The organism is Actinocrinis sp. (assembly GCF_035650855.1).
Classification (GTDB): domain Bacteria; phylum Actinomycetota; class Actinomycetes; order Streptomycetales; family Catenulisporaceae; genus Actinocrinis.
On sequence record NZ_DASRGV010000061.1, the window covers coordinates 1 to 25,800 of the forward strand.

The 25,800-nt window shown below is 70.5% G+C and carries 24 protein-coding genes; 6 read left to right on the forward strand and 18 right to left on the reverse strand.

What is annotated here, in order from left to right:
• Nucleotides 1-233: 233 nt before the first annotated feature.
• The 12 genes from ptsP to VFB40_RS04970 form a co-directional block, all read right to left on the reverse strand.
• Nucleotides 234-1,928 (reverse strand): phosphoenolpyruvate--protein phosphotransferase, encoded by a 1,695-nt coding sequence (gene ptsP / locus VFB40_RS04915; RefSeq protein ID WP_324848076.1) that lies wholly within the window; start codon nucleotides 1,926-1,928, stop codon nucleotides 234-236.
• The gene (locus tag VFB40_RS04920; RefSeq protein ID WP_324848077.1) at nucleotides 1,921-2,211 is read right to left on the reverse strand and encodes an HPr family phosphocarrier protein; all 291 of its coding nucleotides are present in this window, start codon (nucleotides 2,209-2,211) and stop codon (nucleotides 1,921-1,923) included. Before VFB40_RS04920 ends, ptsP begins: the two co-directional genes overlap by 8 nt.
• 28 nt (nucleotides 2,212-2,239) lie before the next feature.
• Nucleotides 2,240-3,280 (reverse strand): zinc-dependent dehydrogenase, encoded by a 1,041-nt coding sequence (locus VFB40_RS04925; RefSeq protein ID WP_324848078.1) that lies wholly within the window; start codon nucleotides 3,278-3,280, stop codon nucleotides 2,240-2,242.
• A 31-nt stretch (nucleotides 3,281-3,311) separates the two neighbouring features.
• Entirely contained in the window at nucleotides 3,312-3,749 is a 438-nt protein-coding gene (locus VFB40_RS04930) for a PTS mannitol transporter subunit IIA (RefSeq protein ID WP_349261349.1), read from the reverse strand.
• Nucleotides 3,750-3,768: 19 nt separating this feature from the next.
• Nucleotides 3,769-4,077 (reverse strand): PTS sugar transporter subunit IIBC family protein, encoded by a 309-nt coding sequence (locus VFB40_RS04935; RefSeq protein ID WP_324840405.1) that lies wholly within the window; start codon nucleotides 4,075-4,077, stop codon nucleotides 3,769-3,771.
• A gap of 3 nt (nucleotides 4,078-4,080) precedes the next feature.
• Nucleotides 4,081-5,253, reverse strand: a complete 1,173-nt coding sequence (gene mtlA / locus VFB40_RS04940) for a mannitol-specific PTS transporter subunit IIC (protein WP_324848080.1) — start codon at nucleotides 5,251-5,253, stop codon at nucleotides 4,081-4,083.
• Between the two features lie 163 nt (nucleotides 5,254-5,416).
• Nucleotides 5,417-6,355, reverse strand: coding sequence for a 1-phosphofructokinase (pfkB, locus tag VFB40_RS04945; RefSeq protein WP_324848082.1), 939 nt, complete (start codon nucleotides 6,353-6,355; stop codon nucleotides 5,417-5,419).
• Nucleotides 6,352-7,113 carry a DeoR/GlpR family DNA-binding transcription regulator gene (locus VFB40_RS04950; RefSeq protein WP_324848083.1) on the reverse strand — a complete coding sequence of 254 codons (762 nt, stop codon included), beginning with the start codon at nucleotides 7,111-7,113 and terminating at the stop codon, nucleotides 6,352-6,354. The genes pfkB and VFB40_RS04950 overlap by 4 nt, the downstream gene beginning before the upstream one ends.
• Nucleotides 7,114-7,319: 206 nt before the next feature.
• On the reverse strand, nucleotides 7,320-7,700 hold the full coding sequence (locus VFB40_RS04955) for a DUF779 domain-containing protein (RefSeq protein ID WP_349261350.1): 381 nt from the start codon (nucleotides 7,698-7,700) through the stop codon (nucleotides 7,320-7,322).
• Nucleotides 7,701-7,743: 43 nt separating this feature from the next.
• Complete coding sequence (gene exaC / locus VFB40_RS04960) at nucleotides 7,744-9,267, reverse strand: acetaldehyde dehydrogenase ExaC (protein ID WP_324848085.1); 1,524 nt, start codon at nucleotides 9,265-9,267, stop codon at nucleotides 7,744-7,746.
• A 136-nt stretch (nucleotides 9,268-9,403) separates the two neighbouring features.
• Nucleotides 9,404-10,711: a GAF domain-containing protein gene (locus VFB40_RS04965; protein WP_324848086.1), complete on the reverse strand. Its 1,308-nt coding sequence runs from the start codon at nucleotides 10,709-10,711 to the stop codon at nucleotides 9,404-9,406.
• 171 nt (nucleotides 10,712-10,882) lie between these two features.
• A complete protein-coding gene (locus tag VFB40_RS04970; protein ID WP_324848087.1) occupies nucleotides 10,883-11,311 on the reverse strand; it encodes a protein-tyrosine phosphatase family protein in 429 nt (142 codons plus the stop codon).
• 64 nt (nucleotides 11,312-11,375) lie between these two features.
• Between VFB40_RS04970 and VFB40_RS04975 the strand changes: the two genes are divergently transcribed.
• From VFB40_RS04975 to VFB40_RS04985, 3 genes are all read left to right on the forward strand, one after another.
• Nucleotides 11,376-12,368: a sigma-70 family RNA polymerase sigma factor gene (locus tag VFB40_RS04975; RefSeq protein ID WP_324848088.1), complete on the forward strand. Its 993-nt coding sequence runs from the start codon at nucleotides 11,376-11,378 to the stop codon at nucleotides 12,366-12,368.
• Nucleotides 12,369-12,476: 108 nt separating this feature from the next.
• Entirely contained in the window at nucleotides 12,477-13,217 is a 741-nt protein-coding gene (locus tag VFB40_RS04980) for a DUF899 domain-containing protein (RefSeq protein WP_324848089.1), read from the forward strand.
• Between the two features lie 69 nt (nucleotides 13,218-13,286).
• Nucleotides 13,287-13,898 carry a DUF5134 domain-containing protein gene (locus tag VFB40_RS04985; RefSeq protein ID WP_324848090.1) on the forward strand — a complete coding sequence of 204 codons (612 nt, stop codon included), beginning with the start codon at nucleotides 13,287-13,289 and terminating at the stop codon, nucleotides 13,896-13,898.
• Nucleotides 13,899-13,911: 13 nt separating this feature from the next.
• Here VFB40_RS04985 and VFB40_RS04990 read toward each other — a convergent pair whose 3' ends face one another.
• Nucleotides 13,912-14,301, reverse strand: coding sequence for a YccF domain-containing protein (locus VFB40_RS04990; protein WP_324848091.1), 390 nt, complete (start codon nucleotides 14,299-14,301; stop codon nucleotides 13,912-13,914).
• 451 nt (nucleotides 14,302-14,752) lie between these two features.
• Between VFB40_RS04990 and VFB40_RS04995 the strand changes: the two genes are divergently transcribed.
• From VFB40_RS04995 to abmR, 3 genes are all read left to right on the forward strand, one after another.
• Nucleotides 14,753-16,240, forward strand: a complete 1,488-nt coding sequence (locus VFB40_RS04995) for a glycoside hydrolase family 6 protein (RefSeq protein ID WP_324848092.1) — start codon at nucleotides 14,753-14,755, stop codon at nucleotides 16,238-16,240.
• Nucleotides 16,241-16,612: 372 nt separating this feature from the next.
• The gene (locus tag VFB40_RS05000) at nucleotides 16,613-17,623 is read left to right on the forward strand and encodes a hypothetical protein (RefSeq protein WP_324848093.1); all 1,011 of its coding nucleotides are present in this window, start codon (nucleotides 16,613-16,615) and stop codon (nucleotides 17,621-17,623) included.
• A gap of 207 nt (nucleotides 17,624-17,830) precedes the next feature.
• The gene (abmR, locus tag VFB40_RS05005; RefSeq protein WP_324840419.1) at nucleotides 17,831-18,358 is read left to right on the forward strand and encodes an ATP-binding transcription factor AbmR; all 528 of its coding nucleotides are present in this window, start codon (nucleotides 17,831-17,833) and stop codon (nucleotides 18,356-18,358) included.
• A 27-nt stretch (nucleotides 18,359-18,385) separates the two neighbouring features.
• On the opposite strand, the gene VFB40_RS05010 is transcribed toward abmR, so the two are convergent.
• From VFB40_RS05010 to VFB40_RS05030, 5 genes are all read right to left on the reverse strand, one after another.
• Nucleotides 18,386-19,036, reverse strand: a complete 651-nt coding sequence (locus tag VFB40_RS05010) for a DUF998 domain-containing protein (protein ID WP_324848094.1) — start codon at nucleotides 19,034-19,036, stop codon at nucleotides 18,386-18,388.
• Nucleotides 19,037-19,181: 145 nt separating this feature from the next.
• Entirely contained in the window at nucleotides 19,182-19,994 is an 813-nt protein-coding gene (locus tag VFB40_RS05015; protein ID WP_324848095.1) for an SAM-dependent methyltransferase, read from the reverse strand.
• Nucleotides 19,995-20,134: 140 nt separating this feature from the next.
• Nucleotides 20,135-22,792: a pectate lyase-like domain-containing protein gene (locus VFB40_RS05020; protein WP_324848096.1), complete on the reverse strand. Its 2,658-nt coding sequence runs from the start codon at nucleotides 22,790-22,792 to the stop codon at nucleotides 20,135-20,137.
• Between the two features lie 395 nt (nucleotides 22,793-23,187).
• The gene (locus tag VFB40_RS05025; RefSeq protein WP_324848097.1) at nucleotides 23,188-23,988 is read right to left on the reverse strand and encodes a C1 family peptidase; all 801 of its coding nucleotides are present in this window, start codon (nucleotides 23,986-23,988) and stop codon (nucleotides 23,188-23,190) included.
• Nucleotides 23,989-24,156: 168 nt separating this feature from the next.
• Nucleotides 24,157-25,743 carry a rhamnogalacturonidase gene (locus VFB40_RS05030; RefSeq protein ID WP_324848098.1) on the reverse strand — a complete coding sequence of 529 codons (1,587 nt, stop codon included), beginning with the start codon at nucleotides 25,741-25,743 and terminating at the stop codon, nucleotides 24,157-24,159.
• Nucleotides 25,744-25,800: the final 57 nt, after the last annotated feature.

A 25,800-nucleotide genomic window follows, 5' to 3' on the forward strand; every position in this document is an offset into this window, starting at 1 on the left:
GTGGCTGATGAAGAACGGGGTGCCGGTGCTCGCGTGGTGCATCGGCGCCTGCGCGAGCGGGGCGGCGAGCGGCGCGGCGAGGGCGGCGGAACCCGCGAGCGGTGCCGCGGCGAGCGCCGCGGCGGCTGCGGCGCGCAGCGAACGGTGGAATGGGGACACGGTTATCCTCCAGTGCCTGTCCGTGGGTATGACGCGGTAGACGCGAACTTCGTGGGTTCACGCCCCTATTCGAGTTAAAACCCATCGACCGGAGAAGGAAAGCCCCCTGTCGCCCTGAAGAGCGATGATGCGGCCATGACGGCAGCGCGCGCCGTGATGGCGTCGGCGGCGGCGAGAGCGGTCTCGGCGAGCCGGGCGCAGTCGTCGAACGTGTGCATGCTCAGCTGTGAGCCCACTCGGGCGACAGCGGCGCGCGACATTGACAGACTGCTGATTCCGAGGCCGACGAGGACGCAGGCGAGCCACGGATCCGAGGCCGCCTCGCCGCACACGCCGACCGGCTTGCCCGCCGCCTTTCCGGCCCGGGCGCACGACGCGATGAGGTCGAGCAGCGCGGGCTGCCACGGATCGAGCAGATCGGCGAGTTCTCCGCACTGGCGGTCCGCGGCCATCGTGTACTGGCCGAGATCATTGGTACCGATGCTCAGGAAGTCGACGTGATCGAGGATCTGCGCCGCACGCAGCGCGGCCGCCGGGACTTCGATCATCGCGCCGACCTTCGACAGGCCGTGGGCGCGTACCCGCGCGGCGAAGTCGGCCGCCTCGCGGGCCGTGGAGACCATGGGGGCCATCACCCACACGTCGGCATCGGCGGCTGCCGCGGCCTCGGCCACGGCGGCCAGTTGTGTGTCGAGAACTTCGGGGCGGGTGCGCGAGGTTCGCAAGCCCCTGATTCCAAGGGCCGGGTTCGGCTCGTCGGCGAGGGAGAGGAAGGGGAGCGGCTTGTCGGCGCCCGCGTCCAGCGTGCGCAGGACGACGCGGCGGCCGGGCAGGGCGCGAAAGACGCGCGTGTACGCTTCGCGCTGCTCGTCGAGGCCCGGCGCGTCGTGGCGGCCGAGGAAGAGCAGCTCGGTGCGCAGCAGCCCGACGCCCTCGACGTCGGCCGCGGCGTCGGCCGGCAGGTCGTCGGCGGAGCCGATGTTCAGCAGGAGCGGAACGCGGTGGCCGTCGGCGGTGCGACCGGGGCCGGTGAAGGTCTCGGCGCGCGAACGGGCGGCATCGGCGGCGATTTGGGCGACGCGATCGGCCGTGACGCGGAGGGTGACGGCTCCCGTGTCGCCGTCGATGTGAATCAGGGTTCCGTCTTCGATGGTGAGCGCCTCCTGGCAGGCGACCACGGCGGGCAGGCCGAGGGCGCGGGCGAGGATCGCGGTGTGGCTGGTCGGTCCGCCGCGCGCGGTCACCAGCCCGAGGACCCGCCGGGGATCGAGGGTGGCGGTGTCGGCCGGGGCGAGGTCCTCGGCGATGAGCACGAACGGACGGCCCGGGTCCGGGATGCCGGGCATCGGTTCGCCCAGCAGCCAGGCCACCGCGCGGTCGCGCAGGTCTTCGAGGTCCGCGGCGCGTTCGGCGAGGTAGCCGCCGGCGGCGCGCAGGCCGTCCGCCTGCTCGGTGAACGCGGTGTGCACGGCGTGGGCCGCGTCGAGCCCCGCGCCGATCGCACCGTCGCAGGACTCTGCGAGCATCGGGTCCTTCGCGATCAGCGCCTGGGCCTCGAGGATGGCGCGGGCCGCCGGGTCGGCCGCCCGCGTCGCGCGCTCGGCCAGTTCCCGGCCCACCTGGTCGAGCGCGTCGCGGGCGGCCGCGCGTTCCGCGGCCTGGTCGGTCACCGTGCGGGGTGCCGGCAGTCGCGGGACGCGGCCCATGCGCAGCGCGGGGCCGGCCGCGGCACCCGCGCTCACACCGAGTCCCCGCAGGACGTCAGCCATTGGCCGGCTCCGCGTCGAGGTCGCGCGACAGCAGGTCGGCCAGCGTGTTCAGCGCCTCGTGCGCCGCGGGTCCGTCCTCGGTGCCCGTGCTGAGCGTCACCGCCGTGCCGTGTTCGACGCGCAACGCGAGCACGGCCAGGATGCTGCGCGCGTCGGCGGCCGGGCCGTCTCCGATCCGCAGCTTGACCGGTACCGGCTGCGCGGCTGCGGCCTTGACGAACATCGCGGCGGGCCTGGCGTGCAATCCGCTGGTGGAGGCGACGGTGACGGTGCGCTCAGGCATGGACGGTCTCCAATGTGGAATAAGCGGATCAGGGTTCGATGGTGACCTTGATGGCTTCGCCGCGGCTGACGATGTCCAGGGCTTCGAGGGTGCCGTCGAGCGGCAGCCGGTGCGTGATCAGGTCCTTGACTGGGACGGCGCCGGTGGCGATCAGGCCGAGCGCGCGGGCGTTGTGCTCGGGGCTCGAACCGTTCGCGCCAACGATGGTCAGCTCGCGGTAGTGCACCAGGTTCGAGTCCAGCGTGATCGTCGGCGCGTCCTGCGGCAGCCCGCCGAAGAAGCTGATCCGGCCCTGCCGTGCGGTGTACCGCAGTGCCTGCTCCTGTGCCTTCCCGGAAGCGGCGGCCGTGATCACCACGTCGGCGCCGCGGCCGTCGGTCAGCTTGAGGATCTGCTCGGCGATGTCGCCGTCCTCAGGGGAGAGCGCCTCGTCCGGGGCGACCAGGGCCGCGGCGCGCTCCAGCCGCTCGCGGTTGAGTTCGACCAGGAACACGCGCGCCGCGCCGCGTGAGCGGGCCAGGCGCACATGCAGGCAGCCGATCGGCCCGGACCCGACCACCACCACGTCGTCGCCCGCGCCGACCCGCGCGAGTTCCTGGCCGTTGAGCACGCAGGCCAGCGGCTCGGCTACGGACGCCTCGTCGAAGCCCACGCCCTGCGGAATCGGGTTGAGCCCGCCGACCGCGAGCACCTTCGCCGGGACGATCATGTACTCGGCGAAACCGCCGTCGTACTGGTACCCCATCGACTCCTGATTCGGGCAGACGGTCATCCGGTCGTGCCGGCACTCCGCGCACTGCCCGCACGGGATCGCCGCGATCACCTGGGCCCGGTCGCCTGCGGACCATCCGCCGACGCCCGCGCCCACCTGCACCACCTCGCCGGCGATCTCGTGGCCCATGACCCGCGGCGGGTCGATGCGGTGGTGCCCGTAGCGGTAGATCTTCAGGTCGGTGCCGCAGGTGGAGCAGTTCCGCACCCTGATCTTCACCTCCCCGGGTCCGGCCTCGGGTTCCGGCGCCTCCTCGACGCGCACGTCCCCGGGGGCGTAGAAGCGGGTGACCTTCATGAGCAAACCTTCCGGTTCAGGGAGAGCTGTGTCAGGAGGCTGCGGTCGGTTGGAGCAGCCGGACGACTTCGTCAGGGTCCCGCGCCTCGCGCAGGTCGCGGGCGCGGTCGGGGTCGAGCAGGATCTCGGCGAGCTCGGAGAGGATCGCCAGGTGGCCGTCTCCGCGCGCCGCGATCGCGACGCACACGCTCACCGGGTTGCCGTCCCAGTCCACCGGTTCGGCGAGCTTGACCACGGCGAGCGCGTCGCGCAGCACGGCCTGCTTGCCGGCGAGGGTCGCGTGCGGGATGGCCACGCCCTCGCCGACGTAGGTCGGGATGTCGCGTTCGCGTTCGAGCATCGCGTCGATGTACGCGGGCTCGACCGCGCCGATCTCGACCAGGACCGCGCCGCAGCGGCGCACGGCGTCGGTCCGGTCGGCCGCGCTCTCGTTCAGCCGGACAGCGTCCGTGCGCAGCAGGCCGGTCATCGCGGCGTCCGGCGGCGTGTCAGACATTGATGACGCCGCCTTCCTTGATGGCCTTGAGGATCGCCTCCACGGCCGGGTCGCCGAGGAAGATCTGGAACGGGATCACCGGCTTGCTGCCGGCCGCGGCCTTGGCCCGTTCGGCCAGCCCGGCGTGGCAGACCACCAGGTCCGCGTCCGCCGGGATCTGGCTGACCGGGGAGTGCTCGACGGTGACCGGGTACTTCTTCAGGGACTTGCGAAGCTGCGCGGCCAGCATCACGCTGCTGCCCATCCCGGCGTCGCAGGCCACGATGATCTTGTGCACGTCGGCAGCGCTGATCGCGGTCATCGGTCACGCCTCCCCGGCCGCGACGTCGCGGGCCAGGACCGCGTCGGCGGGACGTTCCTGCGGGACGGTGCCAGGGGTCTGTGTCTCGCTGGACTGGACAGCCCCGGGCGTCTCCACGTCCTGCGGCTTCTCGCCGCGGCCGAAGCCGAGCAGCACCGAGGCGACCGCGAAGGACACGGCTGCCGCGATCAGCACGCCCGCGAACACCGGGAAGTAGCCGCCGCGCGGGGTCTCCGCCGCGTAGGCGAAGATGCTGCCGGGGGAGGGGGAGGCGACCAGGCCCGCGCCGGTGGCCTCGAACCAGCCGATGCCCGCCATGCCGCCGGCGATGGTGGCCAGGATCAGGCGCGGCTTCATCAGGATGTACGGGAAGTAGATCTCGTGGATCCCGCCGAGGAACTGGATGATGATCGCGCCGGGCACGCTCGGGCGCAGCCTGCGCGGGCCGAACAGCAGGTAGGCGACCAGGATGCCGAGGCCGGGGCCGGGGTTGCTCTCCAGCATGAACAGGATCGACTTGCCGCTGTGCAGCGCCTGGGTCACGCCCAGCGGGTCGAGCACGCCGTGGTTGATGGCGTTGTTGAGGAACAGCACCTTCGCCGGTTCGATCACGACCGAGGCCAGCGGCAGCAGGTGGTGGTTGACCAGCGACTGCACGCCGTTGCCGGCCCAGGTGGTCACATGGTTGACCACCGGTCCGATGCCCCAGACGCCGAGCAGGGCGAACGCGCCGCCGATGATGCCGAGGGAGAAGTTGTCCACCAGCATCTCGAAGCCCGTACGCACCCGGTCCTCGATCAGCCGGTCGAACTGCTTGAGCACGTACGCGGCCAGCGGCCCGGCGATCATCGCGCCGAGGAACATCGGCACGCTGGAGCCGACCACGACGCCCGCGGTGGCTATCGCGCCGACCACCGCGCCGCGCTGGCCGTGGATGGCCCGGCCGCCGGTGTAGCCGATCAGGATCGGCAGCAGGTAGGTGATCATCGGGCCGACGAGTGCGCCGAACCGGGCGTTCGGCAGCCAGCCGGTCGGGATGAACAGGGCGGTGATCAGGCCCCAGGCGATGAACGCGCCGATGTTCGGCATCACCATCGAGGCGAGGAAGCTGCCGAAACGCTGCACTGACGCGCGCAGCCCGGTGCCGGTGGGCTGCGGGGTGTAAGCCATGGCCATGTCGTCGTCCTCCTTGACAGACGGCCTTCAGTCGTGGGTGTCGAGCCTCGCGGAATGTGGAGCGGGAGGTGAGTGAGGTGAGTGACGTGAGTGACGTGAGCAGTGCGAGTAAGTAGCCTGACTTGAGTTGGAATCCGGTTCGAGTCAGGGCGGTGATGTCGGACTACGAGACCGGAAGGCCCGGTTCTCGGGTGAGGTCGATGACGACGATGCCTTCGCGGCGGATGTCCGCGGGGCCGGGCATCCGGCTGCCGGGCAAGCCGACCGCCGCTCCGCCCCAGGCCACCGCCTCGGTCAGCGCCTTCTCGCCGCGCGCGCCGCCGGCCAGGAACCCCGCCAGCAGCGCGTCGCCCGCGCCGACCGTGCTGCGCGGTTCGATCTGCGTGCCTTGGGCCAGCAGCACGCCGTCGTCGTCGACGAGCAGCGCGCCGTCCGCGCCCAGGCTGGCCAGGACCGCGCCGGCGCCGCGCTCGCGCAGCGTCTGCGCGGCCTCGACGACGTCGCCGAGTTCGGTCAGCGGCGCGCCGACCGCCTCGGCCAGCTCGTCCCGGTTCGGCTTGACCAGATCGGGTCCGGCCGCGACGGCGGAAAGCAGCGCCGGGCCGCTGGTGTCCACGGCGACGCGGATTCCGGCCGCCGCGAACTGCGCGGTGAGGCCGGCGTACACGTCGACCGGCACGTCCGGCGGCAGGCTGCCGCACATCACGACCCAGTCGGCGGTGCCCGCGCTGCCGAGCACCGCGGCGGCGACCGCGTCGAACTCGGCCGCGGTCAGCGGCGCGCCCGGCTCGTTCACCTTGGTGACCGCGCCGTCCGCCTCGACCAGCGTGACGTTGGACCGGGTGCGGCTGGCGATCGCAACGGCGACCGTGTGCACCGATTCCTCGGCCAGCAGCAGCACCAGCTGCTCGCCCTCGGCCCCGCCGCACGGGATCACCGCGCGCGAGCCGACGCCGTTGGCCAGCAGCGCCCGCGCCACGTTCACGCCCTTGCCGCCCGGATCCAGGTGCACCGAGGCGGCGCGCAGCACCTCGCCGCGGCGCAGCGCGTCCACCTCCAGGGTGCGGTCCAGGCTCGGGTTGAGGGTGAGCGTGACGATCATGCCCGCACCACCCGCACGCCGCACTGCTCGAACTCGCCGGCCGTCTCGTCGTCGAGCCCCGAGTCGGTGATCAGCGCGTCGAGGTCGGCCAGGCCGGCGAACCTGGCCAGGCAGTCGTTGCCGAACTTGGTGTGGTCGGCGAGCAGGACGGTGCGCCGCGCCGCGCCGATCATCGCGCGCTTGACCGCGGCCTCGGCCAGGTCCGGGGTGGTCAGGCCGTGCGCCGTGGAGACCCCGTTGGTGGCCATGAACGCCACGTCCACGCACAGCTGCGAGAGCGGCGCGAGCGACCACTCGTCGACGGTGGCGAGCGTGCGCCCGCGCACCCGGCCGCCGAGCAGCAGGACGGTGAGGTTGGCCCGGGTGGCCAGGCTGGTGGCCAGCGCCGGGGAGTTGACCACGACGGTCAGCTCCCGGTCGGCCGGCAGCGCCTCGACCAGGCGGCCGGTGGTGGTGCCCGCGTCGATGATGACCGAGCCCTCCTGCGGCAGTTCCGCCAGCGCGGCCTTCGCGATGCGCTCCTTCTCCGCCGTCATCACCGCGTCGCGGGTGGCGACCGCGGGCTCGAAGCCCAGGCGCTCGACCGGGATCGCCCCGCCGTGCACCCGGCGCACCACTCCGGCGCGTTCGAGCACGGTCAGGTCGCGCCGCACCGTCTCAGTGGTCACCGCGAGCTCGTTGGCCAGCCCGACGACGTCGACCCGGCCGTGGGCGCGGGCCTTCGCCAGGATGGCCTGCTGGCGCTCCTCGGCGTACATGATGTTGGTTCACCGCCAATCAATGTTGTCTTTGCATTGTTTACACCCGAGTCTGTGGCTCGTCAATGGTTGGCTTCGCGAGTGAGCAGCGAGGCTGCCCGGATCGAAACCAACACAAACGAAGAAGCGGACATGGCGGCGGACAGAGCAGCGGGCGGGAGACTGGACCAGTCTCCCGCCCGCGGCGTGTGTACCTGAGTGTGCCCTCAGTGCCCTGTCTTGTTGAGTACCTCGTCCTCCTCGTCGGTCAGCAGCCGCGAGCGGGTCAGGAATCTAACTCCCTCCGGTGCTTCCAGGGAGAATCCACTGCCTCGACCGGGGACCACGTCGACCGTCAGGTGCGTGTGCCGCCACAGCTCGAACTGCGCGGCTGACATCCAGAAGCCGATGGGTTCAGGCACGCCCTCGACCTGCAACTCGGCGAGTAACGCATCCGAGGCTCCGGTACGGAACTCGCCTTGCGGAAAACACATCGGGGCACTGCCATCGCAGCAGCCTCCTGACTGGTGGAACATCAGCGGACCGTGGGCCGCGCGCAGATCCCGCAGGATCCGCGCGGCGGCCTCGGTCACGTCCACCCGCGCCATCGCGGGCTCGCTCGACCGCCCACTCGAGTTCACGGCGCGCGGCCTAGAAGAAGCCGAGCTTCTTCGGCGAGTAGCTCACCAGCAGGTTCTTGGTCTGCTGGTAGTGGTCGAGCATCATCTTGTGGTTCTCACGCCCGATCCCGGACTGCTTGTAGCCGCCGAAGGCCGCGTGTGCGGGGTAGGCGTGGTAGCAGTTGGTCCACACCCGACCGGCCTGGATGGAACGCCCGGCGCGGTACGCGGTGTTGATGTCACGGGTCCACACGCCGGCGCCGAGGCCGTACAGGCTGTCGTTCGCGATCTTGATCGCCTCGTCGAAGTCGCTGAACGGGGCCACCGAGACCACCGGGCCGAAGATCTCCTCCTGGAAGATCCGCATATGGTTCGAGCCCTGGAAGATGGTCGGCTGCACGTAGTAGCCGCCGGCCAGCTCGCCCTCCATTTCGGCCCGGTGGCCGCCGGTCAGCACCTTGGCGCCCTCCTGCCGGCCGATCTCCAGGTACGCCAGGATCTTCTCCAGCTGGTCGTTGGACGCCTGCGCCCCGATCATCGTCTCGGTGTCCAGCGGATGGCCCTGCACGATCTTCTCGGTGCGCGCGATCGCCGCGTCGAGGAAGCGCCGGTAGTGCCCAATCTGGATCAGCGCGCGAGAGGGGCAGGTGCACACCTCGCCCTGGTTGAGGGCGAACATGGTGAAGCCCTCGAGCGCCTTGTCGAAGAACTCGTCGTCCGAGGCGCTCACGTCGTCGAAGAAGATGTTCGGGCTCTTACCGCCGAGCTCCAGGGTCACCGGCTTGAGGTTCTCGCTGGCGTACTGCATGATCAGCCGGCCGGTGGTGGTCTCCCCGGTGAAGGCGACCTTCGCCACCCGCGCGCTGGAGGCCAGCGGCCGGCCCGCCTCGACGCCGAAGCCGTTGACGATGTTGACCACGCCCGGCGGCAGCAGGTCCGCGATCAGGCTCATCAGGTAGTGGATCGAGGCCGGGGTCTGCTCGGCCGGCTTGAGCACCACCGCGTTGCCCGCGGCCAGCGCCGGGGCCAGCTTCCAGGTGGCCATCAGGATCGGGAAGTTCCACGGGATGATCTGGCCGACCACGCCGAGCGGCTCGTGGAAGTGGTACGCGACGGTGTCGTCGTCCAGCTCGGCGAGGCTGCCCTCCTGTGCCCGGATCGCGCCCGCGAAGTAGCGGAAGTGGTCGATCGCCAGCGGCAGGTCGGCGGCCAGGGTCTCCCGGATCGGCTTGCCGTTCTCCCAGGTCTCGGCCACCGCGAGCGCCTCCAGGTGCTCCTGCATCCGGTCGGCGATCTTGTTGAGGACCTCGGCGCGCTGCGCCACCGGGGTGCGGCCCCACGCGGGCGCCGCGCCGTGCGCCGCGTCGAGGGCGCGCTCGACGTCCTCGGCGGTGCCGCGGGCGATCTCGGTGAAGGCCTGCCCGGTCACCGGGCTCGGGTTCTCGAAGTACTGACCACGGTGCGGCGCGACGTACTCGCCGCCGATCCAGTGGTCGTAGCGGGACTGGTAACTCATCTTCGCCTCGGACTGCCCCGGGGCCGCGTAGCGCGCCATCGCACTGCCTTCCGCACCTTCGCCGCCCGCTCCCGCGCGGGCGAACACATGTCGGCACGTTAAGTTCGGCTACGTTGCAACCACGTTGCATGCTGCGCCCGGCCTCTGAGCCCGGCTTCCGCAGTCGGCGGATGCGTCACCAGGAGTCGTTGCCGCTCCTGGGCAGCACCGGCAATCCGTACTCACGTCGCAGCTGCCCGACCCGTACGGCCGCCATCGCGCGTCGCGGCGAGGACTCAGGCAGCGAAGCCAGCAGCGCCTCCCAGGCCTGAAGGTCCTCGTCGCCCCAGGCGGTTCGCGTCCATGTGTCGAGCAGGCCGGGATCGCGGCGGGTCAGCAGCGCGGCGCGCATTTGGTTGGCGAGACGGTCACGCATCCGCGCGACACCGGGTGCGTCAGATTCGGGCAGCAACGGACCGCGATACGCACGCGCGGCTTCTGAGACCGCGCCGAGCTCCAGCGCTTGAGCCACCTCGAGGAAGTCTGCTTCGACCGGGACGCGCAGCCGGTACGGCCGCGAGTCGAGCAGCTTCGGGCCGAGCAGATGCCGCAGCCGCGAGAGTTCGGCCCGCAGCGTGACCGGATTGACCGTGCGCTCGCCGTACAGCTCCAGGCAGAGCTGATCGCCCGTCAGCCCGTCGCCGTGGCGGGCCAGCAGCACGACGATCTCGCTGTGCCTGCGGCCGAGCCGCAGCGACTGCGGACCGAAGTTCAGCAGCGCCTCGTCCCGGCCGAGCGCCTGAAGGGCCGCGGTTCCGACGGTCCCGAGCACCGGACCCAGCGGCGGCAGCGAGCCGGCCAGGTGTGCTTCCGCGGCGCGCGCCGTGGCCTGGACCAGCGCGAGGCTCTGCGGGCTGGCCAGATGATCGCCGCCGGTGATGTCCACCGCGCCGAGCAGGACGCCGGTGCGCGGGTCGTGGATCGGCGCCGCCGCGCAGGTCCACGGCTGAACCAGGCTGCTGTAATGCTCGGCGGCGAAGATCTGCACCGCGTGGTCGACGGCGGTCGCGACGCCGGGGGCGTTGGTCCCGGCGTGCCCCTCGTCCCAGCTGGCACCGGGCACGAAGTTCATCGCCTCGGCCTTGCGCAGCACTCCGGCGTGCCCTTCCACCCACAGCAGCCGGCCGACGGCGTCGCAGACCGCGAGGACGTGCTCGCCGTCGTCGGCGACCGCGCCGAGCAGGTCGCGCAGCAACGGCATCACCGTGGCCAGCGGATGCGAACGCCGGTACTCCTCCAGCGCCTCGTCCACCAGATCGACGGGGGCCAGGGCGTCCGGCGGCACCTGCGCGCCGGCCGATCTGCGCCAGGAATCGGCGACCACGGGGCGCACCGGACCCGCGATCGACGAGCCCGTCACGAACGCCTCGTGCGCTCTGCGCAGCTGCCCGGCCCGCCGTCGCGGGTCGGCGCCGATCTCCAATGCCAGCCAGGGATTGCCCACCAGCGCTCCTCCATGGCGAGGGCCGTTCCCGACGCCATCGTCACCTATCCTGCACGGTAAGGCAACGGAGCGTGCCGGACTTGGGCAGACTGGTGCCGCGATTCACTCTTGCGGGACAAGGGAATTCGGCGCACTCAGATATACGTGGGCTGACTCGTTCGGCCGTGGACGTCAACGGAAGCGTTCGACGAAGCGGCGTTGCCAGGGCGTTTCCACGGCGCGTCGGGCATAGCATTCGCGCACGTATGCGATTGCGTCGCGCGGCGCGAGGCCGTCGAGCACGGCCAGGCACGACAGCGCGGTACCGGTGCGGCCGATGCCGCCCCCGCACGCGATCTCGACTCGCTCGGTGGCCGCTCGGGCCCACGCGTCGTGCAGCGCGTCCACGGCAGCCGAAGGCTCGGCCGGCAGCCGGAAGTCCGGCCACCGCAGCCAGCGCGACTGCCAGGGAACGGCGGGGGGTTCTTTCCCGAGCAGATACAACGCGAACGTCGGCTCCTGGCCGTCCGGAAGCGGCCCGCGCAGGCCGCGGCCCCGGACGCGCCGACCGGACGGCAGGGTCAGCAGCCCTGCGGTCCCCGGCTCCCACGCGGCGGTCATCGGGCGAGCGTAACCGACCCGCTTCGGCCTGCTTCTGTCGGCAGCGCCGCCTACGATCGCTCTTATGTCCGCTATCACCGCCGCTGTCGCAGTCGAGGGGTTCGAGCCGGAGCAGCTCGAACTGCACCGCCGCGAGCTGACCGGGTACTGCTACCGCATGCTCGGCTCGTTCGCCGAGGCGGAGGATGCGGTCCAGGAGACGCTGATCCGCGCGTGGAAGGCGCAGGGCGGCTTCCAGGGCCGCTCCTCGGTGCGCACCTGGCTGCACCGCGTGGCCACCAACGTGTGCCTGGACATGCTGCGCGGGCGCAAGCGGCGCGCGCTGCCGATGGGCCTGGTCCCGTCGACCACCGCCGCGGAGGTGATGCGGACCGGCGACATCGGCCCGGAGATCGGCGAGGGCAGCTGGGTGCTGCCGGTGCCCGATTCCCGCGTCCTGCCCGAGCACGCCGATCCGGCGCAGGTGACCGCGCAGCGCGACAGCGTCCGGCTGGCGTTCATAGCCGCGCTGCAACACCTGCCGCCGCGCCAGCGCTCGGTACTCCTTTTGCGCGAGGTGCTCGACTGGTCCGCGGCCGAGGTGGCCGACCTGCTCGACAGCAGCGTCGCCGCGGTGAACAGCGCGCTGCAACGGGCCCGGGCCACCCTCGCCGCGCAGCAGCTCGACGATCCGACAGCCGACGACCCGGCGCAGCGCGACCTGCTCGCCGAGTTCGTGGACGCCTTCGAACGCTACGACGTCGACCGGCTCACCACGCTCCTGCACGACGACGCGGTGCAGGCGATGCCGCCCTACGAGCTCTGGCTGCGCGGCGCGGCGGAGATCGGCCGCTGGATGCTCGGCCCCGGCGCGGAATGCCGCGGCTCGCGCCTGCTGCCGGCCGGCACCGCGAACGGCGCGGTCGCGTTCGGGCAGTACCGCAGCGACGGGCACGGCGGCTTCACGCCGTTCGCGCTCCAGCTCGTTCGCGTCGACGGCGACCGGATCGCCGAGATCCACAGCTTCCTCATGCCCGAGCTGCTGTTCCCGCTCTTCGGCCTGTCCTTGACCCTCTGACCCGACCGCCCTCGGAACCCGTTGGCGAGGGAGCGATGAGTTTCGCCGAACCGGATCGTCCAAGCCGGTGAAAGCGAACCATCGCACCCGAACCGAAGGGGACCGAAGATGAGCCTTCCGCAGGTCGTCTCGCGCGAGGAGTGGACCGAGGCCCGCAAGCGGTTGCTGCTGCGGGAGAAGGAGATGACCCGGGCGCGCGACGCGCTCAACGCCGACCGCCGGCGGCTGCCGACGGTCCGGATCGACAAGCCGTACACGTTCCAGGGCCCGGGCGGGCCGGCCTCGCTGGCCGACCTGTTCGAGGGCCGCCGCCAGCTGGTGGTGCAGCACGTGATGTTCGATCCGGACTGGGACGGGGCCTGCAAGGGCTGCACCGCGGGGATCGACGAGCTGTCGCCCGGCCTGCTCGCGCACCTGCACTCGCGGGACACCACCTACGCGCTGGTCTCCCGCGCGCCGCTGGAGAAGCTCCAGGCGTACGCCGCGAGCCGCGGCTGGACGCTGCCGTGGTACTCCTCCTTCGGCAGCGACTTCAACTACGACTTCCACGTCACCCTGGACCGCTCGGTCGCCCCGGTCGAGTTCAACTACCGCGACGAGCACGAACTGGCCGGGGCCGGGCTGACCTGGATCCTGGAGGGCACCTCGGAGCAGCCCGGCCTGAGCTGCTTCCTGCGCGACGGCGACCAGGTCTTCCACACCTACTCGACCTTCGCCCGCGGCACCGAGCAGCTCGGCGGCTCGTACGGGGTGCTGGACATGACCGCGCTCGGCCGGCAGGAGGCCTGGGAGGAACCCAAGGGCAGGGTGGAGAAGCCGCACGGCGCCGACCCCAGCTTCACCGACTGAACCGTCGCCCGATCGCGACAGCAGGGGCAGAGCGCACGGGGGACGTGCAACGGGGGTACGGAGGCGACTATGACCGGTACGGCCGTGAGCTGGGGGCTCGGTGCGGCTCTGGCCATGGTCGCCTCCGTCGCCGTCTGGCGGCTCACCCGGCCGCCGGCGCGCCGGACCGTGCCGCATCAGCGTACGGATTCGGCGCTGCATCTGCTCATGGCGCTGGGCATGGCGGCGATGCTGCTGCCGCACGGCGAGCCGATGACAACGACGATGACGATGACGACGGCGCTGACGATCGGTTTCGGTGCGGCGGCAGTCGCGCTGATCGCGCGGGGCCGGCTGCATCACGCGGTGATGACTGGAATCATGGCGCTGATGACGCATGGCGAACGGACGCCGATGTCGATCAGTGCCTTGCCAACCAGCGCTAGGCCAACCGGCGAGCCCGTGCATGCCGGGGCGATGCAGATGGCGATGTCGTCCGGTGGGTCCGGTGCCTCGCTGCTCCTGATCGCCGCGTTCTGCTACGCAGCCGCGTCGGCGTGCGTATTCGTGTGGCGGATGCCCGCCTTCGCCGGCTACGGCAAGTCCGGCCCCTCGCGCCGGTGCGCCGCCGATCCGCTCGGCCGCGGCTGCGAGATCACGATGCTGATCAGCACCGCGGTCATGCTCCTGCCCATGATCTGAACGACCGCGCCGGTCAGATCGAGCCCGGCGTGCCGCTCGGCACGATCTGCACGCCCAGCGGGACCAGCGAGATCGGGATCAGCTTGAAGTTGGCGAGGCCGAGCGGGATGCCGATGACCGTCAGGCACAGCACCGCCCCGGTGACCAGGTGCCCGATCGCCAGCCACCAGCCGAACAGCAGAACCCAGACCACGTTGCCGATGACCGAGGCCACGCCCGCGGTCTGGCGCGGCAGGATCGAGCGGCCGAAGGGCCACAGCGCGTAGTTGGCGATGCGGAACGCGGCGAACCCGAACGGAATCGTGATGATCAGGACGAAGCACAGCAGTCCGGCCAGCGCGTAGCCGATCGCGAGCCACAGTCCGCACAGCACGAACCAGATGACGTTCAGGATGAGTCTCATACTTACAAGCTCACCGCATCGCGCCGTTCAATGCACCTCCGCCGGGCGCCCGCGATCCACGGCGGCCGGTCCGCGCCGCGAAAGTTACGGCATCCGGCCGCTGTCGTCGATCCGACGTTCGACACATGTCGCGGCGTTGCCCGGCGGCGCGCCGAAACGCCGACGCGCCGTGCGGCACGTGCAAGTTTCAGGAGCGGGGGTTGTCAACTTCCTGCAGCCCGAATCCGCCGCCGCGCCGGATCGCCGAGTAAAGCCGCTGCTGAACGTCCGGTTTGCCGGGCAAGGCGCCGGCCGCAGCCGCTCGGTCCCGCGCATGTTTGGTTACCCGGCATTTACCGGCACCGCCGCGCCCCGCTAGTTTTCCGGCGCGCCGGGACCTGCGGGCGGCCCGGCGATCCGCGCGGCCCGCACCGGCGCAGGCCGCCGCTCACCGGGAAGGGATTGCTTCGGGATGCGCGTACCAGACCTCTTCGACCGGAGGCGCGACTCGGCGCGTCCGGATCGCGCCCGCAGGCGCCGAGGCGCCGTCGCCGTCGGCGCGTCGACCGTGGCCATGCTGACGCTCGCCGCCGTCACCCAGCTCACCGGCGTCGCCGCCGCCGGCAGCATCGCGAGCGGCACGCAGTTCTACGTCTACCCGAACTCGGCCGTGATGAAGTGGGACGCGGCGAACCCCGGCGACTCGCGCGAACCGCTCATCGCCTCCCAGATCGCCTCGCAGCCGCAGGGCATCTGGTTCGCCAACTACACCCCCGCCACGGTGCAGTCCGACGCCTCGGCGATCACCAGCGCGGCCGCCGCCGCGGGCAAGACCCCGGTCCTGGTGATGTACAACATCCCGAACCGGGACTGCGGCGGAGCCTCCGCGGGCGGCGCGCCCGACATCGCCAGCTACAAGAGCTACGTGCAGAGCTTCGCCAACGGTCTCGGCACGCACCAGGTGATCGTGATCCTGGAGCCGGACTCGCTGGCGCTGCAGACCTGCCTCTCCTCGCAGCAGGCCGCCGATCGGGATTCGGCTCTCGCCTTCGCCGGCCAGGCGATCCACAGCGCCGACCCGGCGGCGAAGGTGTACATGGACGCCGGGCACTCGGGCTGGAACTCGCCCTCGACCCAGGCCGCCGCACTCAACGCGGCGAGCGTGAAGACCAGCGCCGACGGCATCTTCTCCAACGTCTCGAACTTCATGAACACCTCGGACGAGGTGAACTACGACAAGCAGGTGCTCTCCGCGCTCGGCAACCCCTCGAACCTGCACATCGTGGTCGACACCAGCCGCAACGGCAACGGTCCGGCGCCCGGCAACCCGTGGTGCGACCCGAGCGGGCGCGCGCTCGGCCAGTGGCCGACCGCGAACACCGGCGACTCCGCCGTGGACGCGTATCTGTGGGTCAAGCCGCCGGGTGAATCAGACGGCTGCGCTGACGCCGCGGGCACCTTCGACCCCGCGCTCGCCTACGCGCTGATCGTAAATGGTCCGATTCACAGCTACTCGCCGACTCCGTCCGCCTCCGCGACGAGCGCCAGCCCGTCCGCCTCGCCGAGCAATTCGCCGTCCGCGTCCCCGTCGGCCTCGCCCTCGCACAGCCCGTCGAGTTCGCCCTCGGCCAGCGCGGGATCGGGACCGTGTCACGTGACGTACGCCAACTCGAGCAGCTGGCCCGGCGGCTTCACCGCGAGCATCACGATCAACAACACCGGCACCGCGCCGATCAACGGCTGGACGGTGACGTTCCGCTACAACGGCGACCAGAAGGTCACCAACGCCTGGGGCGCCACCGCGTCGCAGAGCGGTGCGACCGTGACCCTCACGAACGTGTCCTACGACGGATCGATCGCTCCCGGCGGAACACTGACCGGGGTCGGGATGCAGGGCACGTGGACGTCGAGCAACGCGGCCCCGAGCAACTTCACGCTCAACGGAGCGGCCTGCTCCTGAGCCGCAGCCGCTGCCCGGGATAACGGGGACGGGGAAGACGGCCGGTCCGGCGACGGACCGGCCGTCCGCGTGTGCGATACCGACCACCGCGAATCAAAACGCTTACGGCTCCCGGTGAACAAGGGTGCCCACCTGCGGCTTTCATGAAACCTGGAGATTCTTTTAAGCTTATTTTCAGCTTACTTTGCGGACACGTGAGGCTTTCCGCTGTCGAATGCGTACGGGTTGCAGACCGCTCGGGCCGACTACAGCTCGTCGTGATCCGAGGGCAAGCGCTCGGCTCGTACCCTCATGTCTGCATCCTGCGACAACCCCGACAAACCCACAGCGGCCGACCGGCCGCGCGGGGAACTGCGCAAGGAGACAAATTCCATGCTGAACCACAACGGCGCGGGCACCACCCGTGCCGGACGCACCACGCCGCGGTCGCGCCGGACCGTGGCCGGACTCTGCACCATAGCCCTGGTCGCATTCGGCGCCTCGCTGACGGCGGGCGCCGCGTCCGCGAACGTCGTCGCCGATGCTGCGGGCGGCGCGCCCGCCAACACCGCGGCCTCGTCGAGCGGCACCGTCCACTACGTGCACACGCACGGCCGCACCGTCCGCGTCGAAACCCACGGCCGCCACGGCGTGGTCGCCCAGCACGGCGCGCGGTCCCAGGCCCGGGTCCGGCCGCAGGCCGGCGGCGACCTGATCTACAACGGCGGTCCGGTCGAGCACAGCCCCACGGTGTACCTGGTCTTCTGGGGCAACCAGTGGGACAGCGACAGCAACGGCGTGCAGTCGTACCTGCAGGGCTTCTTCGGCGGGCTCGGCGGCTCCGGCGACAACTGGTCCACGATCATGACGCAGTACACCGACAGCAGCGGCTCGGGCCCATCCTTCAACGGCTCGGTGCTCGGCGGCACTTGGGTCGACGACTCCTCCTCCGCTCCGAGCAACGCGTCGCAGTCCGACATCGCGGCCGAGGCCGTGGTCGGCGCGCAGCACTTCGGAGTCTCCGGCCCGGACGCGGACGTGTTCGTGGTCAGCCCGAGCGGCACCAGCCCCGACGGCTTCCCGAACTCCGGCTTCTGCGCCTGGCACGACTGGAACGGCACCACCGCGTACACGAACATGCCGTACGTCCTGGACGCCGGCTCCGGTTGCGGCGCCAACTCGGTGCAGAACCAGCTCGACGGCTACAGCATCGTCGGCGGGCACGAGTACGCCGAAGCCGTCACCGACCCCGAGCCCTCCAGCGGCTGGGTGGCCTCCGACGGCGAGGAGAACGGCGACCTGTGCGCCTGGCAGGGGCTGACCACCCTGAGCCTGTCCACCGGCACCTACGCGATCCAGCCGACCTGGAGCAACAACGCGGGCGGCTGCGCCACCTCCGGCTGAGCTCCGCCTCCAGCCGGACTCCGCCGAACCGCAAGTGGTTGATGGTCGTGTGCACTAACGCACCGACGGGCTGGTCCTAGCGCGTCCGGCCCGTCTGACCGCCTGCCTGGCACGAGCCCTTCCCGGCTCGTGCCAGGCAGTTTCGCGTTCGCTGACGGCGTACGGCCGCGCCATCGCGTAATGCTGTAATCGTGTAATCATCGTTGCATGGCTACTCATCAGGAAACCACCGAGACACTGCGCGGCTGGTTCACCGGCCGGCTGCCGGAAGGCTTGTTCGACGGGCCGCCCGAGGTGACCGTCGACCGCGAGGAGATCACCGTGATCGGGCGCATCCCCGAGCCGGAGACGGCCGAGGGCGCCTCGGCGGCGGAGAAGGCGGCCGCGGTCGCCGGGCGGATCAAGGAGTTCCGCGAGCGCACCCGGTCCGCGCGGATGCGGGTCGCCCGCGAGGCGGAGCACGAGTTCCGGCGCAAGGTGTCGTGGTGGGTGCGCTGCGGCGAGACCACGCAGCCGTTCACCACGCTGTCCGTGCCGGTGATGACGCGACTGAAGCAGACCGATCGGCAGCTGCTCGACACGCTCGTGGACGCGGGCGTGGCGCGCAGCCGGAGCGACGCGCTGGCCTGGTGCGTGCGGCAGGTCGGCCAGCGAGCCGAGAGCTGGCTGTCCGACCTGCGCGACGCGATGCAGAAGGTGGAAGAGGTGCGGGATGCCGGTCCGGATCTGGACTGACGAACCGGCTCTTCCGGTTCAGCCCGGTCAGGGCTGGAGCGCGCCGGTCATCGGCACCGGCGGAGTCGCCGGGGGCGCCTGCGGCTGGAGCGTGCCGAGCTCGAGGGCCGCCCCGATCCAGGCGGCGCCGAAGGCCCAGACCGACAGGCTTTCGCAGGCGTACAGCGGGGTCACCGTCCAGTGGTCGCCCCAGTGCACCACGCCGGCGATCACCGCGATCGCGAGGAAGGCCAGGATGAGGATCCCGGCGGTCAGGTAGGCGTGGTTGACCCTGCGGCGCTCCGCGACGGCCGGATCCCGGAACGACCAGATGCAGAACATCGCCAGGGCGGTCAACAGCACGCCCGCGAAGCTCAGGTGTGCGTAACCGATCGTGGACTGATACGACGTCGGCACCTTAGGCGCCGTCGGACACAGCGCGACCGCGATCGCGAAGATCCCGGCGACGGTGCTCCACTTGTCATCGCGCGTGTTGTACCGGTAACCGATCAGGAACACGCCGAGCGCGCACAGGCCCCCGACGAAGATGTTGCGTGTGCTGGTGTAGTACGAACTGCTCATCGAGCTCGGCATGATCTCGGTGTGGTGGCCGAACTGCACGAAGATCCAGTTTCCGAACGGCAGGACGATCGGCAGAAGCAGTCCGATCGCGCCGATGCCGAAACGCAGCCGTTGCACGGTTCTTACATCTTGATCCGGCGTCATGGCAGCCCCCCAATTTGGCAGCCGGGACGAAACTCCCTTCTGTGATGGTCCCCTAACCCAGCGTTAACAAACCGTGATCGTGCCTGATCACGGGCATATCGCCCGTTCGGAGTAACGCCTAACGCTTGCGGCCGACGCCGCCGTAGATCCCGATCCACGGCGGCTCGGTCGAGTCCGGAGCCGGCCGCCAGGAGGAGACCGAGACCAGGCCCGGCTCCAGCAGGTCGAAGCCCTCGAAGAAGCCGAGCACCTGCGCGTGGGTACGCAGGGTGAGCGAGGCTGTGGCGTGCCGGTAGACGTCCGCCAGCTCGGCGAGCGGCTCGAAGTTCTCCATGGTGGCCCGGTCCCGGGTGCCGTGGCTGATGGCCACGTAGCTGCCGGCCGGCAGCGCGTCTCGCAGCCGCGCCACCACCGCGGCCGGGTTCTCCTCGTCGCGGAGGAAGTGCAGCAGCGCGAGCATCAACACGCCGACCGGCTGCGTGAAGTCGATCAGTTTCTCGGCCCGCACGCGTTCCAGGATCTCGTCAAGCCGGCGCACGTCGCCGGGGAGGAAGGCCGTGTGCCCGGCGTCGGTGAGTCGCGCGTGTGCGTGCACGGCGACGATCGGGTCGTTGTCGACGTACACGACTCGCGTGGTCGGCTCGACGCGCTGCGCCACCTCGTGTGTGTTGGGCGAGGTGGGGATGCCGGTGCCGATGTCGAGTATCTGCCGGATGCCGCACTCGGCCACCAGCGTGTGCACGGTTCGGTGCAGGAACGCCCGGTTCGCGCGGGCGCCGGTGACTATCGAGGGCAGGGCGCTGATGATGCGCTGGGCGGCCTGGCGATCGACCTCGTAGTTGTCCCGGCCGCCGAGGTAGTAGTCGTACATCCGCGCCGGATGCGCGATGCTCGTGTCGATCTGGTCGGCCGTCAGGCCCCGCTCGGACATGACGGTCCTCCGTTCGGTTCCGCGCCGCGCTGTCGTCCCGCGCCGCGCTGTGGTCCCGATGCTAGCGCTGCCGCGTTCCCTGGGGCGGGGAACGCGGCAGCTCTATGCCAAATCGGGGTCAGACCTCGAAGCGGCCCTTATCAGGGATAGCTGGTCACGTTGACCGGGGTGGTGTTGGACGGTGTGGCGCCTCCCGTGCCGTTGATCACGTGCTCGATCACGCCGACCCCGCCGAGCGAGACGGTCAGCAGGTCGTGGAACTGCACGCCGGAGGTGGAGGGCGCCTCGAAGGCGTGGTCGTTGACCACCGCCGGATTGACGTTGAAGTAGCAGTAGCTGCCCATGCCGTACGCCTGGTGGCTGGTGACCCCGGGCGCGACCTCATAGGCCGCGTAGCCGTTGGTCGAGCCGTTCATCCAGGCGGCCTGGTTCGGCGGGTCGTACGGGTTCTCGTTCTGGAAGAAGATCGTCTCGCCGCCGTTGCCGTTCCACTGCACCTCGTAGTTCTGGTAGTGCTCGACGAACAGGCCGGTCGCCAGCACGTTGTCGCCGTTCACGACCAGTCCGTGCGCCGCGGTGTTCGTGGTCCAGCCGACCGTGCCGCCGTTGCCGTGGTCGGCCCGCCAGGCCCAGATGTCATTGATCAGGGTGTTGTCGGCGTTGACGATCAGGCTGTTGGTGGCCTTGCCGGCGATGTCGCCGCCGATCCGGAAGAACACGTCCTGGATCGAGTCCGGGTTGGCCGCGTGGCTCACGGTCGAGCCCTGCGTCCCGACGGTCAGCAGCGCGTTGGAGTTGGTGGTGCCGGCGTCCAGCAGCAGGCCGTCGAGACGCACCCCGTCGACGTCGGCCACGTGGATCGTGTCGACGCCGTTGACCGGGATCAGGGTCGGGAAGCCGAGGCCCATCACCACGGTGTTCGGGTTGTTGACCTGGAGGGTCTGGTCGATGTTGTACACGCCCGGGGTGAAGAACAGGCTGCAGCCCTGGGCGAGCGCCGCGTTCATCTGCGCCGCGGTGTTCGACGGGGTCACCACGAAGAACTGGCTCATCGGCACCGAGCTGCCCGGCGTCGGGCCGCTGTTCCAGCTCGGACCCGAGGCGTTGGTGCGCAGCGAGGGCAGGAACACGTGGTAGCCGCCCGCCGAGTCGACGTACAGGTAGGGCACGTCGCGGGAGACCGGCGTGGTGGCCAGCGTGGTCATCGGCGGGCTCGGGAAGCTCTGCGCCGGGGCGCCGTTCACGCCGGAGAACACCATGTTCCACACCGAGCCGCTCCAGCTGCCCAGGTTGCTGTCCTGGGTGTACCACTGCTGCTGCGACACGCTGGAGGCCTGGCCGGAGACCTTCGAGTCGGCGACGTAGCCGCCGCTGGCGTAGCCGTAGCTGGCCGGGTACATCTCAAGGCCGCCGTGCACGTCGACCCGGCGGAACGGGCCGGCCTGCGCCACCGCCCAGCGGTCGCTGCCGGAGGAGGGGTTGATGGCCAGGTTCTCCGCCGAGCGCCAGAAGTTCTGCGTGGCGTTGCCGGTGCCGTCGAAGGCGTCCACGGTGACGTCGCCGTTGATGGTCACGTCGTCGGGGTTCTGGCCGAGGCCCTGGATCGAGGTGTAGTAGCCGATGTTGGCCTCGGCGCTGTAGGCGCCCGGCTTGAACAGCAGGGCGTAGCGCTGGGTGCCGAACTGGTTGAGCTTCTGGGTGTTGAACACCGAGTCCAGCGTGGACTGGATGCTGCTCGCGGACATGCTCGGGTCGAAGATGTCGACGTTCGGGCCGAAGTTCGGGGTGTTGGACTGGCCGGTGCAGCCGGGCGGCGGGCCGCCGGTGCTGCTGGAGGAGGGAGAGGGCGAGGGGCTGCCGGTGCCGCTGCCGGTGAATACGCCGAACTCCCAGAGCGAGTAGCCGTACGGGGTCGCGCGCGTCGTGCCGTACATGCGGATGTAGCGGCCTGATCCGCTGACGTTGAGGGTCTGGGTGCCGCCGGCTCCGGTGGTGGTGGAGTAGATCGAGGTCCAGGTGCTCGCGTCGTTCGAGGTCTGGATCTGGAATGCGCTCGCGTACGCGGCCTCCCAGTTCAGCGAGACCTGGCAGATGGACTGGGTGCTGCCCAGGTCTACCTGCAGCCACTGCGGGTCGCTGAACGCGGAGGACCAGCGGGTGCCGGTGTTGCCGTCCACGGCGTTGGAGGCGGGGAAGGTCGCGTTCTCCAGCGAGGAGGCGGTCGCGGGCTTGCCCAGCGCGGCGTCGGAGGTGCCGCAGCCGCCGCCTGCGCCGAGGGTTCCGTAGACCTGGAACTCCCAGAGCGAGTAGCCGTAGCCGGTCGCGCGGGCGGTGCCGTACATGCGCACGTAGCGGCCGGTGCCGGTGATGTTGAGGGTCTGGGTGCCGCCGGTTCCGGTGGTGGTGGAGTAGATCGAGGTCCAGGTGCTCGCGTCGTTCGAGGTCTGGATCTGGAACGAGGTCGCGTAGGCGGCCTCCCACTGGAGCACGACCTGGCTGATCGACGCGCTCTGGCCGAGGTCGACCTGGAGCCACTGCGGGTCGCTGAACGCCGAGGACCAGCGGGTGCCGGTGTTGCCGTCGGTGGCGTTCGAGGCCGGATACGCGGCGCTCTCCAGCGACGAGGCCGTGGTCGGCTTGCCCTGGGAGAGCAGGGTCGGCGCTGCGTGCGCCGCGGTGGTGGACGCGACCAGCGCGTACACGGTCAGGCTCAGGGCCGCGACCACCGCGGCGGCGGCCCTGGCCCAGCGCGGTAGAGGTCTCCGAGGCGCTAACGCGCCGGAGGAGCGTGCCTTCATTGGCGTCTCCAGCTTCACCGGGGGAGGTGTGGGTGGTGGGTGGCTTGCTTCGAGCGCGGAGTCCGGGCGGTTCGGAGAGCGCTCTCCAAGATGGGATAGTCGCGCCCGGGTTTCCGGCGTGTCAAGGGTCTCGCACAGTTCCGGAACGGAGCGGGTCGCCAGCTCAAGATCGGATGCCCGCGGTGCCGACCGCCCGGAGGGGTTGACAGCGCAGGTGGCTGGGCGTAGAAATCTGCTCACTAGGAGAGCGCTCTCCTAGCGCGGACGGGCAAGGTCGCGAGAGAACCCGCCTATCACTGCATTGCCACCCGAAACACGTCCGCCGGCGGCCCCGGTCCGAGGCCGCCGGCGGACGCCGGTGTGTCAGTATTCAGATTCAGGCCGCCGGCGGTGCGCTACGAGATGAGGCGCACGGTCCAGAAGTCCGAGGCGAGGCCGGGCTCGGTCAGATACGCGTACGGCAGGGTGAAGTAGCCGCCCTTGCCCCACTCCGGCCCCCACGAGTTGCGCACCAGGAAACGCCCGGTGGCGTCGTCGTACCCGGCCGCCAGCACCGCGTGCCCGCCGAGGGCCTGCTCGCCCGCGCTGGGCATCGGCGCGTCCCCGCTCTGCGCCACCGCCTGGCTCTCGAAGCTCTCGTAGACGGTGAAGCCGAACACGAACGGGAACCCCTCGGCCAGGCAGCCCTTGAGCTGCTCGATCGAGCGCAGCACCCGGCGGTAGGAGAGCGCCTTGGTCTTGAGCGCGTCCTCGTAGCAGTTCTGCGACGGCCGCTGCCCGGCGCGCGCCTGCGGCGGCCATGCCCCGCCGTCCGTGGCCGGAGGCGTGTCGTCGTAAGGCCACTGGGCCTCCGGGCACACCCCGAGCGAGGCGATCGACTTGATGCCGTCGCGGATCTGGGCCCCGGAGTCGTACTCCACGTGGCCCTCGGCCGCCCGCTCGTTGTAGTAGATGAACAGCCGCGACGGCACGAAGTCCGGCAGCTGCTGGCGCAGCAGCTCGAATTCGACCGCGGCGGCGATGGAGTTCGCGGTGCAGCTGCCGATCTTGCCCTGGTCGTAGACCGCGGGCAGCTGCGGGCGCAGGTCCACCTGCGGCGGCGGGTTGACCAGGCCGAGGTGCGGCGCGGAATACACGTGGTCGCGCGCGTCCGGCAGGTCCGGCACCCAGCCGTAGCGGGAAACGGTTCGTCCCATGAATGGCTCCCCCCATTCGGAAGGCGGCGCGCCCTGGTGTGCCGGCCGCACTGCCGCGCCGGTCCCACCGCGGGGGATCTCCCCACCCCCGCGCGGGCCCCGAACGCCGCCTGAATCCGAGAGTAACCCTGCAGTGGCGCTACGTACAGGCGTTTCGTCGGATTCACCTCAGAGGGTGCGGTTTTGGATCTTCGTGTCGAATCGCCCGTCCTCGACCGGCCAGCTGTCGCTGATGCGCAGCCCTTCGACCCCGCTGAGGGAGAAGGTCGGCACCCCGCGCGCCTTCTCGGCGCGCACGTGGTGGAAGTCGGCGCCGTTCACGTCGGCGAGCGCGAACGCCGGGCGGGTGTCCTGCTGCTCGAACGCCACCGTCACGTCGTCGAAGGCGATGTCCGAGACGTGCCGCACGTAGAACCCGTACGCGGGCAGCGTGCCGAACATGTAGTTCTCGGGATAGGCGTTGACGAGCTCCGGCACCGGGTTGACCGCGGCGGCCGGGGTCAAGCCGCCGACCATGATGTGACGCAGGCCGCTGATGCGCACGTCCTCGATCGGGTGGTCCGGGATGCCGGCGATCGTCGAGGGGTATCTCGGGTCGGCGTCGATCACGGTCACGTCGCTGATGCTCACCCGCCGCAGGCTGCCGATCGCCAGGCCGGCCGGTCCGCGCATGCGCGCGCCGAGCCGCATGAAGATCGGGGTCTGCACGCCGCGCATGGTCAGGTTGCTGATCGTCACGTCCTGCAGCAGCGCGCCGTCCACGGTCTCCAGCGCCAGGCCGCGGCAGTGCTCGAAGACGACGTTGGAGATGGCGATGTTCTGGAAGCCGCCGTTGGACTCGGTGCCGCACTTGAGCCGGCCGGTGCGCCCGTACGGCCCGACCTTGAACGTGCCGTCCACGTACGTGCCCAGGTCGTAGCCGCTGACCATGCAGTTGTCGATGTACACGTTCTCGGTGGAGCGCGCCTCGTTCAGCGCGTAGGAGCTCTTGAGCACGATCGCGTCGTCGTTGGGCGAGTTGACCACGGTGTTGGAGATCCGCACGTTCTTGCAGCAGTCGATGTCGATGCCGTCCCGGTTGGTGTCGATGACCAGCCCGTCGATGCGGAAGTTGTCCACCCCGGTCGGCAGGATGCAGAAGTGGCCGCCGTTGACCATCGTCACGTCGTAGATCCCGACGTTGCGGCACAGCTTGAGCGCGATGGCCTTGTTGCCCTGCAGCGGCGCGGACTCCTTGCTGCCGCCGCTGACCAGGCCCTTGCCGTCGATGGTGCCGGGGCCGTAGATGGTGACGTTCTGCAGGTTCTCGCCCCAGATCAGGCTGTTGTGCCAGTGGCTGTGCCCATAGTCCTGATACGGGTTGCCCGCGCCGGGCTCGGCGGGGTCGTAGCCCTGGGTCGCGGTGGGCGCGGCCGCCAGGATCCGCGAGCCGTTGGCCAGGTAGAGCGCCACGTTGCTGGCTAGGCGGATCGAGTAGCTGGCGTAGGTTCCGGCGGGGAAGTAGACGGTGCCGCCCGCGCCGTTGTTGTGCGCCGCGGCCGCGGTGATCGCGCGGTTGATCGCGTCGCTGTCGATCGTGCTCCCGTCTCCGGTCGCACCGAAGGCGGTCACGTCGAAGACGTCGCTCAGGCCTGGGGCGGGGGCCGGGGCGGAGGCGGCGCGGGCGCCGGCCGCGCCGGCGAGGGGCAGGGCGGCTCCGGTCGCGCCCGCCGCGCCGAACGCGACGAGCCTGCGGCGGCTGACCGGGTTGGACATGACGTCTCCCTTCGGTGATCTGCACGGCTTTGTGCGCAGACCACTTAAGGTGAGATC